Source organism: Pseudomonas sp. 21615526, assembly GCF_013386245.1.
Taxonomy (GTDB): Bacteria; Pseudomonadota; Gammaproteobacteria; order Pseudomonadales; family Pseudomonadaceae; genus Aquipseudomonas.
In genome coordinates, this window is the sequence record NZ_JACAOM010000057.1 from 1 (window position 1) to 15,094 (window position 15,094).

The window sequence follows — 15,094 nt, forward strand, 5'->3', positions numbered from 1 at the left end:
TCGATGCACCTGAACTTCGGCATCGATGTGATCAACCAGATCAAAATCGAAAACCCGCACTTGTGGGATGCCGAGATGAAGGAAGAAGCGACCCAGATGATCCTGCAAGGGACTCAGCTGGAGATTGAATATGCGCGTGACACCATGCCGCGTGGGGTGCTGGGGATGAATGCGGCGATGATGGAGGATTACCTCAAGTTCATCGCTAACCGTCGTCTGTCGCAGATTGGGTTGAAGGAAGAGTATCCAGGCACCACCAACCCATTCCCGTGGATGAGCGAGATCATGGACTTGAAGAAAGAGAAGAACTTCTTCGAGACCCGTGTGATCGAGTACCAGACTGGCGGCGCGCTGAGCTGGGATTGATTTAAAGCGGCCCCTTCGGGGGCCGTGTTGTTTCACCTGTCGATGTTTTTTTATGCCCAATCAAACCATCAAGACACCCTGCGTCGGCCTGTGCTCCACCGTCTACGGAGACCTGGTGTGCCGGGGTTGCAAGCGTTATCACCATGAAGTGATTCAGTGGAACGGCTACAACGCCGAGGAGAAACAGGCGGTGTGGCTGCGCCTGGAACAACTGCTGGTGCAGGTGATGACCAGCAAGCTGCAGGTACTGGACCCGCAGCGCCTGCGCCAGCAACTGGAGGACCGCAAGATCCGCTTTGTGCCCCACCAGTCGCCGTATTGCTGGGCGTACCAGTTGATTGCCCGGGGCGCGCGGGTGATTTCCAAGTTGGATGCGTATGGATTGGCGCTGTTGCCGGAGTTTCGCGAGCGCAATCTGGCAGATTTGCGGGATGCGATTGACCGGGAGTTTTTCCTGTTGTCCGAGGCGCATTACGAGCGGTATATCGCACCGGGGTTTCTGCGGGAATCGTTTGGGGCGCCGTTGATAGCCAGTATTTAGACAAACACACAGAACCAGTGTGGGAGCGGGCTTGCTCGCGAAAGCGGTGTATCAGTTGCCGGATATATTGACTGACACACCGCATTCGCGAGCAAGCCCGCTCCCACATTTAGATCTTTGTCGCTCAGGAGGTCCAGGACGGCTCGCGATCGGTCTGCACCCCATAACGCTCTATCGCCTGCTGGCAAACCTGCCTGTCCAGACTCCCCTGCTCCACCAACGCCGTCAGCGCCGCCAGCACGATGTGATGGCGGTCCACCTCGAAGAAATCCCGCAACGCCGCCCGGGTATCGCTGCGACCAAAGCCATCCGTCCCCAGCACGGTGTAAGCCGAATCCACGTACGACCCAAGCATCTGCGGCACCGCCCTTACATAGTCAGATACGGCCACCACCGGCGCGCCCTTGGGCAAACACTCCGCCAGGTGGCTGCGCCGCGCCGGCTGTTGCGGATGCAGGCGGTTCCAGCGTTCCACGTCACGGGCGTCCCGGGCCAGTTCGCTGAAGCTGGTGACACTGAACACTTCAGCGTCAACCTGCCAATCTTCCGCCAACAATTGCGCCGCTGCCTGGGCTTCGCGCACCAGCGTGCCGGAGCCGAGCAACCGGACCATGCCGCCAGGCTGCCCGCTCAGACGGTACATGCCTTTGATGATCGCCGCTTCGACGCCTTCCGGCAGGCTCGGCTGCGGGTAGTTTTCGTTCATCAGGGTCACGTAGTAGAACTCGTCCACATCGTGCTCCAGCATCTGGCGCATGCCATGGTCGAGGATCACCGCAAACTCGCCGGCAAACGCCGGGTCGTAGGCACGGCAATTGGGCACGGTGGCGGCCATCAGGTGGCTGCTGCCGTCCTGGTGCTGCAAGCCTTCGCCACCCAGGGTGGTGCGCCCGGCAGTGGCGCCCAGCAGGAAACCTCGGGCACGCTGGTCGGCGGCGGCCCAGATCAGGTCCCCCACGCGCTGGAAACCGAACATCGAGTAGTAGATGTAAAACGGCAGCATCCGCAGGCCATGCACCGAATAACTGGTGGCCGCCGCGACCCAGGAACTGATGGCGCTGGCTTCGCTGATGCCTTCTTCAAGGATCTGCCCGTCGGTGGCTTCGCGGTAGCTGAGGATCGAGCCGATGTCTTCGGGCTCGTAGCGCTGGCCGACGCTGGAATAGATGCCGATCTGCTTGAACAGGTTGGCCATGCCGAAGGTGCGCGCCTCATCGGCGACGATGGGCACGATGCGCGGGCCGAGGGCCTTGTCCTTGAGCAGATTGGTGAGCATGCGCACAAAGGCCATGGTGGTGGACATTTCCTTGCCCTCCGCCTGGGTGGCAAACGCGCCGTAGCCCGACACCGGCGGGACACTCACGGTGGGCGCCTGCTGGCCACGGCTCGGCACATACCCGCCGAGGGTGGCGCGGCGCTGGTGCAAGTAGCGCATTTCGAGGCTGTCTTCAGCCGGTTTGTAGAAGCTCAGGGATTCGGCCTGTTCATCCGACAGCGGCAACTGGAAGCGATTGCGGAAGGCGATCAAGGCCTCGCGGTCGAGCTTCTTCTGCTGGTGGGTGGTCATCTTGCCCTGCCCGGCCTCGCCCATGCCAAAGCCCTTTTTGGTCTGGGCCAGGATCACCGTGGGTTTGCCGGCGACCCGGCGCGCCGCGTGATAGGCCGCGTGGATCTTGACCATGTCATGGCCGCCACGCTTGAGCCGGTCGATCTGCTCGTCGCTCAGGCCCTCGACCAGTTTGGACAGCGCCTCGCTCTGGCCGAAGAAATGTTCGCGGTTATAGGCGCCGTCCTTGGCGGCGAAGGTCTGGAACTGTCCGTCCACCGTCTGCGACAAGGTGCGTACCAGCGAGCCGTCGGCGTCCTTGGCCAGCAAGGCGTCCCAATCCGAGCCCCAAACCAGCTTGATCACGTTCCAGCCGGCACCGGCGAACAACGCCTCCAGCTCGTCGATAATTCGCCCGTTGCCACGCACCGGGCCGTCGAGCCGTTGCAGGTTGCAGTTGACCACCCAGGTCAGGTTGTCCAGGCCTTCACGGGCGGCCAGGGTCAGGGCCGACATGCTTTCCGGTTCGTCCATCTCGCCGTCGCCGAATACGCCCCATACGTGGCGGTCGGTGGTGTCCTGCAAGCCGCGGTGTTGCAGGTAGCGCATGAACCGCGCCTGGAAAATCGAGCTGATGGGGCCAATGCCCATGGACCCGGTGGGAAATTGCCAAAAGTCCGGCATCAACCACGGATGGGGATAGCTGGACAAACCTCGGGCGCCCGCCTTGCCGGCACCGATTTCCTGGCGATAGTGGGCCAGGTCGGCCTCGCTCAGGCGCCCTTCAAGGAAGGCGCGAGCATAGATGCCGGGGGCGGAATGTGGCTGGTAGAACACCAGGTCGCCGCCAAAACTGTCGTTGCGGGCACGGAAAAAGTGGTTGAAGCCCACCTCGAACAAATCCGCCGCGCTGGCGTAGCTGGCGATATGCCCGCCCAGTTCGCCATAGGCCTGGTTGGCGCGCACTACCATGGCCAGGGCGTTCCAGCGCACCACTGAGGCCAAGCGTTCTTCGGTGGCCAGGTCGCCGGGAAACGGCGGTTGCTGCTCCACGGCGATGCTATTGATGTAGGGCGTGCCATGCCGGGGTTTCCAGGCGATGTGCGGCGCGCCGCCGGCATCCGCCAGCATGTCGAGGATCTCCCGTGCGCGCGCCGCGCCGGCGTTGGCCACCAGGGAGGCCAGGGCATCGCGCCATTCGGCCAGTTCTTCCTGGTCCATCGCTGTCTGACTCACTGCACTCGCGAAACCGTTCATGGGCACCTCCGGGCTTTTTTTCCAGTTTATGTCGGTGCCAAGGGATTTTTTGACTGTTGTGCGCCGCCTCTCGGGGCCTTTTGAGCATAAATCACTGCCAATCAGCAAATTCAAAGCACGTTGTGCTTCAACTCCCGAACACCCCGCAATTGTGTTTAAAATGCCGCCCGCTCAATGACCGACGTTGCCCGATGAACCCAGACGCACTCGCCACCCTGCACACCCATTTGCTGAACGCCCTGCAAACCGTCCCCGCCGAGACCCGGCGCCTGTTTCACGGGCGTGGCCGCTGCTGGCCGGGCCTGGAGCAACTGACGGTGGACTGGCTGCAAGGCGTGGTGCTGGTCTCGCTGTTCAAGGAGCCAGAAGCCACGGAGCTTGAGGCCTTGAAGCAGATGCTGGTGCAGATCGACTGGCGGTCATTTGGCGCCCATACCGTGGCGCTGCAACACCGCTACCTACCGCAAAGCACCACCGAATGGCTGCTGGGCGAGGTGGTCGACGAACTGACCATCACCGAAGGCGGCCTGCGCTACCTGATCGACCTGGGCAAAAAGCAGAACAGTGGGCTGTTCCTCGACATGCGTTACGGCCGCAACTGGGTACGCGAACAGGCTCATGGCCTGCGGGTGCTGAACCTGTTCGCCTACACCTGTGGTTTCTCCGTGGCGGCCATCGAAGGCGGCGCCGAGCATGTGGTGAACCTGGACATGGCCCGAGGCGCCCTGAGCCGTGGCCGTGACAATCACCGCCTGAACGGCCACGACCTGAGCAAGGTGACGTTCCTCGGCCACGACCTGTTCAAGTCGTGGGCCAAGGTCACCAACAGCGGCCCGTTCGACCTGGTGATCATCGACCCGCCCTCGTTCCAGAAAGGCAGTTTCCTTTTGACCAAGGACTACCAGCGGGTGCTGCGTCGCCTGCCGGATTTGCTCACGGCCCAGGGTACGGTGCTGGCGTGCATGAACGACCCGGCGCTCGGCGAAGACTTCCTGATCGACGGCGTAACCCGCGAAGCGCCTGGCCTGCGCTTTGACCAGCGGCTGGAAAACCCGCCGGAATTCCCCGATATCGACCCGCAAAGCGGCTTAAAGGCACTGGTGTTTCGCCAAGGCTGATGCCGAAACGTCCTGCGCTTGCTACGCTTAACCTACGCCGGGTGGTGAACCTTATCCCACCCTTCCCGGTCGATACCTGCACACTCTGGCCAGATTCGACGGTGCTACCCCGTCGGCTGCCCTGTTTCACCTTTTGGAGAACGCCCCTGTGATATCGACCCTGCATGTAGCCCGTCTCAAGGCCTGGGGCGCCCATGGTTTTACCGCCACCGGCGTGGTGCTGGCCTTCCTGGCCACCCTGGCACTGCTCGACAACCAGCCCAAGGCTTGCCTGCTGTGGCTGGGCCTGGCCTTGATCGTCGATGGGGTCGACGGCTCTCTCGCGCGACGGGTGAATGTGCAAACAGTGCTGCCAAGCTTCGATGGCTCGGTATTGGACCTGGTGATTGATTACCTGACGTACGTGTTTATTCCGGCGCTGTTTATCTATCGCTATATCGCCCTGCCGGACTTCACCCCGTTGTTTACGGTGTCGGTGATTCTGGTGTCGTCGCTGTTCTGCTTCTGCAACGTCAACATGAAGAGCAAGGACAACTACTTCGTCGGCTTCCCCGCCGCATGGAACGTGGTGGCGCTGTGCGTCTATATCATCCAGCCGGAAGCCTGGGTCACCTTGCTCACCGTGATCGGCCTGGCGTTGCTGACCGTGACGCCGATGAAGTTCCTGCACCCGTTCCGGGTCAAGCGCTTCATGCCGATCAATATTGCCGTGACCACCATCTGGTTGCTGTGCAGCCTGCTGCTGGTGATCGACTTCCCGTACACCAATCGCCTGACCCTGGGCCTGTGGTTGCTGATGTCGGCGTACTTCCTGGGGATCTGCATCTGGCGGACCGCACTGGAGTGGGTCGAAACACATAAATAGCCAAGCGGGCACGGTTGAAATGTGGGAGCGGGCTTGCTCGCGAATGCGGTGGATCAGCCACTCTATCCGGTGACTGACACTGCGCATTCGCGAGCAAGCCCGCTCCCACATTTGGATCGCCTCGACCCAGGGTTATGGGTAAGATACCGGCCTTTCGCGCAGCCCTTGCTGCGCCCTGCCGACTAAGTCTTGCCCATGCCCTTCGAACTCAGCGTTGACCTCACCACCCTGGCGATCCTCGCCGTGGTTGCCTTTATCGCCGGTTTCATCGACGCCATCGTCGGCGGTGGCGGCCTGCTCACCACGCCCGCCCTGCTGACCGCCGGCATGCCGCCCCACCTGGTGCTGGGCACCAACAAGCTCAGTTCCACCTTCGGCTCGGCCACTGCCAGCTTTACCTTCTACCGGCGCAAGCTGTTTCATCCGCGCCAGTGGGTGCATGCCATCGTCGGCACCCTGGTCGGTGCACTCACCGGCGCGGTCGTGGCCCATTACCTGCCGGCAGAAACCCTGAACAAGATGCTCCCGGTGATTGTGTTCGGCTGCGGTTTGTATTTGCTGTTCGGCGGCACGCCCAAGGCGGCGCTGGACAACGACGCACCGATCAAGAAGAAATGGCAGTCCCCCCAGGGCTTTGGCCTGGGTTTCTACGACGGCGTCGCCGGCCCGGGCACCGGGGCGTTCTGGACCGTGAGTACCATGCTGTTGCACCCCATCGACCTGGTAAAGGCCAGCGGCGTGGCGCGCAGCATGAACTTCGTCAGCAACGCGGCGGCGCTGACGGTGTTCATTTTCAATGGCTCGGTAGACTGGATTGTCGGCCTGTGCATGGGCGTGTCGGTGATGTGCGGCGCGTTTTTTGGCGCACGCAGCGCCATCAGCGGCGGCGCCAAGTTCATTCGCCCGGTGTTCATCACCGTGGTGCTCGGCCTGACGGTGCGCCTAGCCTGGCAGCACTGGTTCAGCGTGACCTAGGCGACGGGCCAGGTAGAGGTCGATCAGGTAGCGCGCAATCGAGCGCGACGCCGGCAACGGCGGCAGTTCATGGATGTTGAACCACTGCGCGTCTTCGATCTCGTCAGCCTGGGGCACGATGTCGCCGCCGGCGTACTCGGCGTGAAAGCCCAGCATCATCGAGTGCGGGAACGGCCAGCACTGGCTGCCCATGTACTGGATGTTCTTGACCTCCACCTGCACTTCTTCACGCACCTCGCGAATCAGGCAGTCCTCGGCCGACTCACCCGGCTCGGCAAACCCCGCCAGGGTGCTGTAGACCCCCGTGACAAAGCGCGGCGAACGGGCCAGCAGGATCTCGTCGCCACGGGTCACCAACACGATCATGCTCGGCGAGATCCGCGGGTAGCTGCGCAGGTCACAGGCCTGGCAGAACATCGCCCGCTCCCGCGGCACCTGCACCATCGCCTGGCCGCAACTGCCGCAAAAACGATGCTCCCGGGCCCAGGTGCCGATTTGCGCGGCGTAGCCCAGGACTTTGTACAGCGTGTGATCGCCCTGCAGCATGAATGCCCGCAGGCCCTGCCAGCCGCAGCCCGGCACGTCGGCGGGGCTGTTGAGTTCCAGCAGGTACACCGGCTCGCCGTCCAGGTGACCGATGCCATGCTCGGCGAACACCGAGAGGTCCTGGCGCTTGAGCCACTCCCGGGGAAACAGCGGGCCGTTCTGGTCGTGTAAAAAGCCTTCACGGCTGCGGGCCACGGCCCAGCCGCCCGGGGCGTCGTTGTCCAGCAGCGTTGTGGTAATCCAGCCTGGGGTCATGTTCAGTCAATCCACGAAGTCGGGTTTCTGCTTGCTCATATGGGCCGCGATGGCCACGCGCAGGTCGTTGGATTGCAACATAGCTGAGTTCCAGGTGGCAACGTATTCCAAACCGTCATTGATCGTGTGGTCACGCATGTAGCTGATCATCGCCTTGGTGCCGGTGACCGCGATCGGTGATTTGGCGGCGATTTCCCGGGCGATTTCCAGCACGCCGGCCAGCAGGCTCTGGTGATCGCTGTACACCCGATTCACCAGGCCGATGCTGCGGGCCTCTTCGGCGCCGAACTGGCGGCCGGTGTAGGCCAGCTCGCGCAGCATGCCGTCGCCGACGATGCGCGGCAGGCGTTGCAGGGTGCCGACGTCGGCGGCCATGCCGATGTCGATTTCCTTGATGGAGAATTGCGCATCTTCGGCGGCGTAGCGCATGTCACAGGCGCTGATCAGGTCGATGGCGCCGCCGATGCAGTAGCCATGGATCGCCGCGAGTACCGGCTTGCGGCAGTTGTCGACGGCGTTGAAGGAGGCTTGCAGTTCGAGGATCTTGCGCCGCAGCAGGCGCGCGTTGCGGCCCACGTCCTTGCCGAAGTCATTGGCCACCGAGGCCAGCAGCATCAGGTCGATGCCGGAGGAGAAGTGCTTGCCGGCGCCGCTGATGACTACGGCACGCACCGCGTCAGTGTCTTCGACCCATTGGAAGATGTCGATGATCTCGGTCCAGAACGCCGCGTTCATCGCGTTGATCTTTTCCGGGCGATTGAGCTGCACATGGGCGACGTTGCCGCTGAGTTCGACGACAAAGGCTTGGTATTCGGACATGGCAGTGATCCTTGACTGGCGGCTGGAATAGGGGCCGAACTATAACAAGGCACCGCGTGAGGTGGTAAGGCTGTGCAAACGCCAAATTCGGGACTGAAGAACAATGAAGATCAAATGTGGGAGCTGGCTTGCCTGCGATGGCGGTGTATCAGTTAGCAAAGATGCAAGCTGACCCACCGCCATCGCAGGCAAGCCAGCTCCCACAATGGTTTTGTGGTGTTCTTTAACTCGGCAGCCAGAGCCGGAAGCGTGCACCACCCAATGGCGAAGCCTGGGCCGTCAATGTTCCGCCCTGCGCCTCCAGCGCCCGCCGGCTGATGGCCAATCCCAGGCCAAAACCGCCAGTGGCTCGATCCCGGCTGCGATCCAGCCGGTAGAACGGCTCGAAAATCCGCTCTCGCTGGTCAACCGGAATGCCAATACCGTCATCATCCACGCAAATCTCGCACCCCCTGGGACACACCTTCACCCCCACCTGAATTCGCCGCTCGCAATACCGCATGGCGTTGCGCAGCAGGTTTTGCAGGGCCCGGGCGGTCAGGCGCGGGTCCAGGGTGAAGCGTTCCACGGCGCAGTCCAGCACCACGTCCATCACGATATCGGGGTTTTCCAGTTCGTCGTCGACGCTGCCCAGGATGCTGTCGATGAACTCATCCAGCACCACTTCCACCCGCTCGGGTGTTTGCGCCGGGTTTTGCAAACGGCTGTAGGAGAGCAGCTCCAGCACCAGCTCATCCAGCTCGCGAATGTGCGCCACCAACCCTTGCAGCCGCTCACGGCTGGCCGCCGGGAGGTCGTCGGACAGCGCCAGGGCCAGGCCGAAGTCCAGGCGCGTCAGCGGCGTACGCAGTTCATGGGAGACGGCATTGAGCAAGTCGCGTTGCTGGTTGAGCAGCTGTTCGATGTCGTTGGCCATGGTGTCGAACACCGCCGCCAGGCTGCCGATGTTGGAGCTGGGCGGGATTTTTGTGCGGGCCGCAAGGTTGCCCTGGCCGAGTTGCGCGGCGGTGCTTTTCAGGCGTTCCAGGTCACGCCAGTGGGGCCGCAGCCAGAACAGCAGGCATGCCAGCAGCGCCGCGCCGATCAGCACGTTCATGCTCCAGTACAGCAGGTTCATGTCCAGCGGGTCCGGCGGTACCGAGACCTTGACCACCAACTGGTCGTCCAGGGCCGAGCTGACGTCGTCCGCCCAGCCCCACTCGCCCAGGCGAATCACCATCTGGTCTTTTTCCAGCAGGCGCTGTTCTTCAGGGGTGTAGCTGGCGTCCTGGATACGCAGCAGTTGCACCTTCAGCGGCGCGAAATCCGCCGACAGGCGCACGGTGATATTGGCCCACTGCTCCATCGGCACCCGTCGGTACTCCTTGACGATCAGGCTCTGCATGCCTCGGGACTGCTCGATGTTGTAGTTCATGTAACGGTGTTCAAACAGCTGGATCACCGCCCGGGGCACCAGGTAGATCGCGGCGGCGAAGGTGACGATGGTGATCAGGTACAGCCGAATCAGGACGCGAAACATGGCTCAGCATTCCCACTCGGAACGGCTGAACAGGTAGCCCTTGCCCCACACCGTCTTGATCTTGCGCGCCTCGCCCGCGTGGTCGTCGAACTTGCGCCGCAGCTTGGAAATCGCCACGTCCACCGAACGGTCCGTGCCGTTGAACTCGATGCCGCGCAGGCGTTGCAGGATCTGGTCGCGGCTGAGCACTTCGCCGGCGTGTCGGGCCAGCACCACCAGCAAGTTGTATTCACCGCTGGACAGCTCAACCGGCTGGCCGCGCCAGGTCACGGTGCGTTCCGACAGGTCGATGCACAGGTTGCCCATCAGGATCTGGTCGTTGGCCACCTGGGGTTCGGTGAGGCTGCTGCGGCGCAGCAAGGTTCGCACCCGCGCCAGCAATACCCGCGGCTCGCAGGGTTTGGTGACGTAGTCGTCGGCGCCCATTTCCAGGCCCAACACCTGGTCATGGCTGTCGTCGCGGGCGGTGAGCATCAGGATCGGCAGCGTGGCCGAGTCGGCCCGCAGCAACCGGCAGACCTGCAGGCCGTCGAGGCCCGGCAGCATCAGGTCGAGAATCACCAGGTCCGGTGGGTTGAGCCGCGCACGCTCACGCACGTGGTCGCCACGGCTGAGCACACTGACGTGATAGCCGTTGCGTTCCAGGTAACTGGCGATCAATTCGGAGAGCGCGGCGTCGTCTTCCACCAGAAGAATGTTGGGCATGGTATTTCCAAATAATACAATTTCTGAGTAGTACGCAAATCCAATGTGGGAGCGGGTTTGCTCGCGAAAGCGGTGTTTCAGTTAACGCACACGGCGACTGACACACCGCCTTCGCGAGCAAGCCCGCTCCCACATTTGATCTTCGGTGTCAGGAAGATCGTGTAAGGTTCGGCGGTTATGAAGGATATACGCCCGCGTGCATCTGTGGGCTGCACCTTACATTTCTTCACACACCACCTACAGAGCTTCACAGCACTGTGGCGGGGGCGCCCGTAGGATGCGCCAGTCAATATTGGGATATGAGCATGTCGAAGAATCTGTTTGCGCCGTTTTGCCTGTTGGCCCTGACACTGGCGTTGAGCGCGTGTGGCAAGTCGGCGGACGACGCCGCCGAGGCGCCGCTGGCCAAGGTGCGGATCGAAACCCTGGAAGCCAAGCCCCTGTCCATCACCAGCGAGTTGAGCGGACGGATTGCCGCGCCACGCATCGCCGAAGTGCGCGCCCGGGTGGCCGGCGTGGTGTTGCAACGGGTGTTCAAGGAAGGCCATGACGTCAAACAGGGCGATGTGCTGTTCCGGATTGACCCGGCGCCGTTCAAGGCCGACCTCGACAGCGCCCAGGCCAGCCTGCGCAAGGCCGAGGCCAATGCATTCCAGGCGCGCCTGCAAGAGCAGCGCTACAGCCAACTGGTGGAAGGCAACGCCATCAGCGGCCAGGAATACGACAACGCCCGCGCCGCCGCCAGGCAAACCGCCGCCGATGTGGCCGCCAACCAGGCCGCCGTGCAGCGCGCCAAATTGAACCTGGGTTATGCCACCGTGACTGCGCCGATTTCCGGTCGGATTGGCCGTGCGCTGGTGACCGAAGGTGCGCTGGTGGGCCAGAACGAAGCCACACCGATGGCGCTGATCCAGCAACTGGACCCGATCCACGCCGACCTGACCCAATCCACCCGCGAGCTGAACGACCTGCGCCGGGCCTTTCGCGCCGGGCACTTGAAGCAAGTCGGCCAGGACCAGGCCAAGGCCACGCTGATCCAGGATGACGGCAGCCTGTATCCGCTGCCGGGCAAGTTGCTGTTCGCCGAGATCAGCGTCGACCCGGGCACCGGGCAGATCATCTTGCGCAGCGAGTTCCCCAACCCGGATCTCGACCTGCTGCCCGGCAGCTTTATCCGCGTGCGCCTGGAGCAAGCCGTCGACCAGCAAGGCATCAGCGTGCCGCAACGGGCGATCACCCGCGACAGCGCCGGGATCCCGATGGTGTTGCTGCTGGACGCCGAGCAAACCGTGAGCCAGCAGCCGGTAGAACTGGGTTCGGTGGTCAATGACCGCTGGGTGGTCAACAGCGGCCTCAAGGCCGGTGACCGTATCGTCGTCGAAGGCCTGCAACACGCCCGCCCTGGCGAGAAAGTCCAGGTCGACGACAGCCCCGCGCCCATCGCCCAGGCATCCGGCCAATAAGGATCGTTAAACATGCCGCAGTTCTTTATTGACCGCCCGATCTTCGCCTGGGTGGTCGCCCTGTTTATCCTGCTGGCCGGCGCCCTCGCCATCCCGCAGTTGCCAGTCGCGCAGTACCCCAACGTCGCGCCGCCAAAAGTCGAGATCTATGCGGTGTACCCGGGTGCCTCCGCGCAAACCCTGGACGAAAGCGTAGTCAGCCTGATCGAGCAGGAGCTTAACGGCGCCGATCACCTGCTGTATTTCGAATCCCAGAGCAGCCTCGGTTCGGCCACCATCACCGCCACCTTTCAGCCGGGCACCGACCCGGAGATGGCCCAGGTTGACGTGCAAAACCGTCTCAAGGCGGTGGAGCCGCGCCTGCCCCAAGCCGTGACGCAGCAAGGTTTGCAGGTGGAGAAAGTCTCCGCCGGCTTCCTGCTGCTGGTGACCCTGACCTCCAGTGACGGCAAGCTCGATGACGTGGCGCTCAGCGATTACCTGGCGCGCAACGTGATGAACGAACTCAAGCGCCTGGACGGTGTGGGCAAGGCCCAGCTGTACGGCGCCGAACGCGCAATGCGCATCTGGATCGACCCGCAGAAGCTGATCGGCTTCAACCTGACCCCGGCCGACGTCAACGCGGCGATTGCGGCGCAGAACGCCCAAGTGTCGGCCGGCAGCATCGGCGATTTGCCGGGCACCAAGACCCAGGAGATCACCGCGTCGATCCTGGTGAAAGGCCAACTGTCGACCCCGGCCGAATTTGCCGACATCGTGCTCAAGGCCAACCCGGACGGTTCCACCGTGCGCGTCGGTGACGTGGCGCGGGTGGAAATCGGCAGCCAGGAATACCAGTTCTCCACCCGCCTGAACGGCAAGCCGTCCACCGCCGTCAGCGTGCAGCTGTCACCGGGCGCCAACGCCTTGAGCACCGCGACCCTGGTGCGGGCGAAGATGGACGAACTGGCGCGCTACTTCCCGGCCAACGTCGAATACAAGATCCCTTACGACACTTCGCCATTCGTGAAGGTCTCGATCACCAAGGTGGTGTACACCCTGGGCGAAGCGATGTTGCTGGTGTTTGCGGTGATGTTCCTGTTCCTGCAAAACATCCGCTACACATTGATCCCGACGCTGGTAGTGCCCATCGCGCTGATGGGCACCTTTGCGACGATGCTGTTGCTGGGTTTCTCGATCAACGTGCTGACCATGTTCGGCATGGTATTGGCCATCGGCATTTTGGTGGACGATGCGATTGTGGTGGTAGAGAACGTCGAGCGGATCATGGTCACCGAGGGCCTGTCGCCCAAGGAGGCCACCCGCAAGGCCATGGGCCAGATTACCGGGGCGATTGTCGGCATCACGCTGGTGCTGGTGGCGGTTTTCCTGCCGATGGCGTTCATGCCGGGTTCGGTGGGCGTGATCTATCAGCAGTTCTCGTTGTCGATGGCCACCTCGATCCTGTTTTCGGCATTCCTCGCCCTGACCTTGACCCCAGCCCTGTGCGCGACCTTGCTCAAGCCGATTGCCAAGGGCGAGCACCATGAGAAAGGCGGGTTCTTCGGCTGGTTCAACCGGCGCTTCGAGCAGTTCACCGACCGCTATGAAGGCTGGGTGGCCTACGCCCTCAAGCGCAGTGGCCGTTACCTGTTGATCTATCTGGTGCTGGTGGTGGGGCTTGGGGTGTTGTTCGCCCGCCTGCCCTCCTCCTTCCTGCCGGTGGAAGACCAGGGCTACACCATCACCGATATCCAGCTGCCGCCGGGTGCCAGCAAAAACCGCACGGTGCAGGTGGCCGAGCAGATCGAGGCACACAACGCCGGCGAGCCAGGCGTGGGCGATACCACGATGATCATGGGTTTCAGCTTCTCCGGTTCGGGGCAGAACGCCGCGCTGGCGTTTACCACGCTCAAGGACTGGTCGGAGCGCAGCAGCAAGGATTCCGCCGCGGCCATTGCGGACCGTGCCAACGCGGCTTTCAGTGAGCTGAAGGACGCGATTGCCTATGCAATCCTGCCACCGCCGGTGGATGGCCTGGGCACCTCCAGTGGTTTCGAGTTCCGCCTGCAGGACCGTGGTGGCGTCGGCCATGCCGCGTTGATGGAGGCCCGCACCGAACTGCTGGCCGCTGCCGAGAAAAGCCCGATCCTGGCCAACGTGCGTGAAAGCGCCCTGGCCGAAGCTCCGCAAGTACAGCTTGAGGTGGACCGCAAGCAAGCCAATGCCCTGGGCATTTCCTTTGCCGATATCGGCAATGTGCTGTCCTCGGCCATCGGTTCGGCCTATATCAACGACTTCCCCAACCAGGGCCGCATGCAGCGGGTGGTGGTGCAGGCCGAAGGTGATCAGCGCAGCCAGGTGGCCGACCTGATGAAGATCCATGTGCGCAACAATGCCGGGAAGATGGTGCCGCTGTCGGCCTTCGTCGAGGCGCGCTGGATTCAGGGCCCCGCCCAGTTGACCCGCTACAACGGCTACCCGGCCATCGCGATTTCCGGTGAATCGGCACCGGGCCACAGTACCGGCGAGGCGATGGAGGAAATCCAGCGCCTGGTCAGCCAACTGCCCGCCGGCCTGGGCCAGGAATGGACTGGCCTGTCGTTGCAGGAACGCTTGTCCGGCTCCCAGGCACCGCTGCTGCTCGGTTTGTCGCTGCTGATCGTGTTCCTGTGCCTGGCGGCGCTGTATGAGAGCTGGTCGATTCCGACCTCGGTGCTGCTGGTGGTGCCCCTCGGCGTGCTCGGCGCGGTATTGGCCGTAAGCTTGCGCGGGATGCCCAACGATGTGTTCTTCAAGGTCGGCCTGATTACTATCATTGGGCTGTCGGCGAAGAACGCGATCCTGATCATCGAGTTTGCCAAGGACCTGTATGACCAGGGTGAAGACCTGATCGACGCCACGTTGAAAGCCGCACGCCTGCGCCTGCGGCCGATCATCATGACGTCCCTGGCGTTCATCCTCGGCGTGGTGCCGTTGGCGATTGCCACGGGCGCCAGCTCGGCCAGCCAGCAGGCCATCGGTACCGGGGTGATCGGCGGCATGATTACCGCGACGCTGGCGGTGGTGTTTGTGCCGGTGTTCTTCGTCGTGGTCATGAAGCTGGTGCGCAAGCGCCACACGTAATAAATGCGCTATGG

12 protein-coding genes are annotated in these 15,094 nt (G+C 62.8%); 7 read left to right on the forward strand and 5 right to left on the reverse strand.

The genetic code is table 11. The features are described 5' to 3' along the window. Both HX786_RS16990 and HX786_RS16995 read left to right on the forward strand, forming a co-directional pair. Positions 1 to 366 (forward strand): ribonucleotide-diphosphate reductase subunit beta (locus HX786_RS16990; RefSeq protein WP_073525043.1); only part of this gene is annotated, 366 nt, incomplete at its 5' end. 52 nt (positions 367 to 418) lie between these two features. Then, the gene (locus HX786_RS16995) at positions 419 to 907 is read left to right on the forward strand and encodes a DUF1289 domain-containing protein (protein WP_003208512.1); all 489 of its coding nucleotides are present in this window, start codon (positions 419 to 421) and stop codon (positions 905 to 907) included. A gap of 124 nt (positions 908 to 1,031) precedes the next feature. Here HX786_RS16995 and mdeB read toward each other — a convergent pair whose 3' ends face one another. Continuing rightward, entirely contained in the window at positions 1,032 to 3,710 is a 2,679-nt protein-coding gene (gene mdeB, locus HX786_RS17000) for an alpha-ketoglutarate dehydrogenase (RefSeq protein WP_178912363.1), read from the reverse strand. A gap of 191 nt (positions 3,711 to 3,901) precedes the next feature. Here mdeB and HX786_RS17005 point away from each other — a divergent pair, with 191 nt between their 5' ends. The 3 genes from HX786_RS17005 to HX786_RS17015 all read left to right on the forward strand — a co-directional run bounded on the left by HX786_RS17005 (position 3,902) and on the right by HX786_RS17015 (position 6,668). Beyond that, a complete protein-coding gene (locus HX786_RS17005; RefSeq protein ID WP_178912364.1) occupies positions 3,902 to 4,828 on the forward strand; it encodes a class I SAM-dependent methyltransferase in 927 nt (308 codons plus the stop codon). Positions 4,829 to 4,976: 148 nt separating this feature from the next. After that, positions 4,977 to 5,693 (forward strand): phosphatidylcholine synthase, encoded by a 717-nt coding sequence (gene pcsA, locus HX786_RS17010; protein WP_003208507.1) that lies wholly within the window; start codon positions 4,977 to 4,979, stop codon positions 5,691 to 5,693. Between the two features lie 195 nt (positions 5,694 to 5,888). Beyond that, complete coding sequence (locus HX786_RS17015; protein WP_178912365.1) at positions 5,889 to 6,668, forward strand: TSUP family transporter; 780 nt, start codon at positions 5,889 to 5,891, stop codon at positions 6,666 to 6,668. On the opposite strand, the gene nudC is transcribed toward HX786_RS17015, so the two are convergent. The 4 genes from nudC to HX786_RS17035 all read right to left on the reverse strand — a co-directional run bounded on the left by nudC (position 6,636) and on the right by HX786_RS17035 (position 10,512). Beyond that, positions 6,636 to 7,469, reverse strand: a complete 834-nt coding sequence (gene nudC, locus HX786_RS17020) for an NAD(+) diphosphatase (RefSeq protein ID WP_008430294.1) — start codon at positions 7,467 to 7,469, stop codon at positions 6,636 to 6,638. The two genes, HX786_RS17015 and nudC, sit on opposite strands and share 33 nt — an antisense overlap. Positions 7,470 to 7,475: 6 nt before the next feature. Further along, the gene (locus HX786_RS17025; RefSeq protein WP_177036883.1) at positions 7,476 to 8,288 is read right to left on the reverse strand and encodes a crotonase/enoyl-CoA hydratase family protein; all 813 of its coding nucleotides are present in this window, start codon (positions 8,286 to 8,288) and stop codon (positions 7,476 to 7,478) included. 223 nt (positions 8,289 to 8,511) lie between these two features. Beyond that, positions 8,512 to 9,807 (reverse strand): ATP-binding protein, encoded by a 1,296-nt coding sequence (locus tag HX786_RS17030; RefSeq protein ID WP_177039754.1) that lies wholly within the window; start codon positions 9,805 to 9,807, stop codon positions 8,512 to 8,514. Between the two features lie 3 nt (positions 9,808 to 9,810). Beyond that, positions 9,811 to 10,512, reverse strand: a complete 702-nt coding sequence (locus HX786_RS17035; RefSeq protein WP_008430287.1) for a response regulator transcription factor — start codon at positions 10,510 to 10,512, stop codon at positions 9,811 to 9,813. 305 nt (positions 10,513 to 10,817) lie between these two features. Here HX786_RS17035 and HX786_RS17040 point away from each other — a divergent pair, with 305 nt between their 5' ends. Continuing rightward, positions 10,818 to 11,975: an efflux RND transporter periplasmic adaptor subunit gene (locus HX786_RS17040; RefSeq protein ID WP_177068195.1), complete on the forward strand. Its 1,158-nt coding sequence runs from the start codon at positions 10,818 to 10,820 to the stop codon at positions 11,973 to 11,975. Positions 11,976 to 11,987: 12 nt separating this feature from the next. Continuing rightward, positions 11,988 to 15,080, forward strand: coding sequence for an efflux RND transporter permease subunit (locus HX786_RS17045; protein WP_003214052.1), 3,093 nt, complete (start codon positions 11,988 to 11,990; stop codon positions 15,078 to 15,080). The last annotated feature ends 14 nt before the right edge of the window (positions 15,081 to 15,094 follow it).

What these genes read in the sequence shown, in the direction of transcription:
- HX786_RS16995 (WP_003208512.1), top strand. Translation starts at nt 419, where the DNA reads ATGCCCAATCAAACCATCAAGACACCCTGCGTCGGCCTGTGCTCCACC.
- mdeB (WP_178912363.1), bottom strand. Translation starts at nt 3,710, where the DNA reads ATGAACGGTTTCGCGAGTGCAGTGAGTCAGACAGCGATGGACCAGGAA.
- HX786_RS17040 (WP_177068195.1), top strand. Translation starts at nt 10,818, where the DNA reads ATGTCGAAGAATCTGTTTGCGCCGTTTTGCCTGTTGGCCCTGACACTG.
- HX786_RS17025 (WP_177036883.1), bottom strand. Translation starts at nt 8,288, where the DNA reads ATGTCCGAATACCAAGCCTTTGTCGTCGAACTCAGCGGCAACGTCGCC.
- nudC (WP_008430294.1), bottom strand. Translation starts at nt 7,469, where the DNA reads ATGACCCCAGGCTGGATTACCACAACGCTGCTGGACAACGACGCCCCG.
- HX786_RS17045 (WP_003214052.1), top strand. Translation starts at nt 11,988, where the DNA reads ATGCCGCAGTTCTTTATTGACCGCCCGATCTTCGCCTGGGTGGTCGCC.
- HX786_RS17015 (WP_178912365.1), top strand. Translation starts at nt 5,889, where the DNA reads ATGCCCTTCGAACTCAGCGTTGACCTCACCACCCTGGCGATCCTCGCC.
- HX786_RS17005 (WP_178912364.1), top strand. Translation starts at nt 3,902, where the DNA reads ATGAACCCAGACGCACTCGCCACCCTGCACACCCATTTGCTGAACGCC.
- HX786_RS17035 (WP_008430287.1), bottom strand. Translation starts at nt 10,512, where the DNA reads ATGCCCAACATTCTTCTGGTGGAAGACGACGCCGCGCTCTCCGAATTG.
- HX786_RS17030 (WP_177039754.1), bottom strand. Translation starts at nt 9,807, where the DNA reads ATGTTTCGCGTCCTGATTCGGCTGTACCTGATCACCATCGTCACCTTC.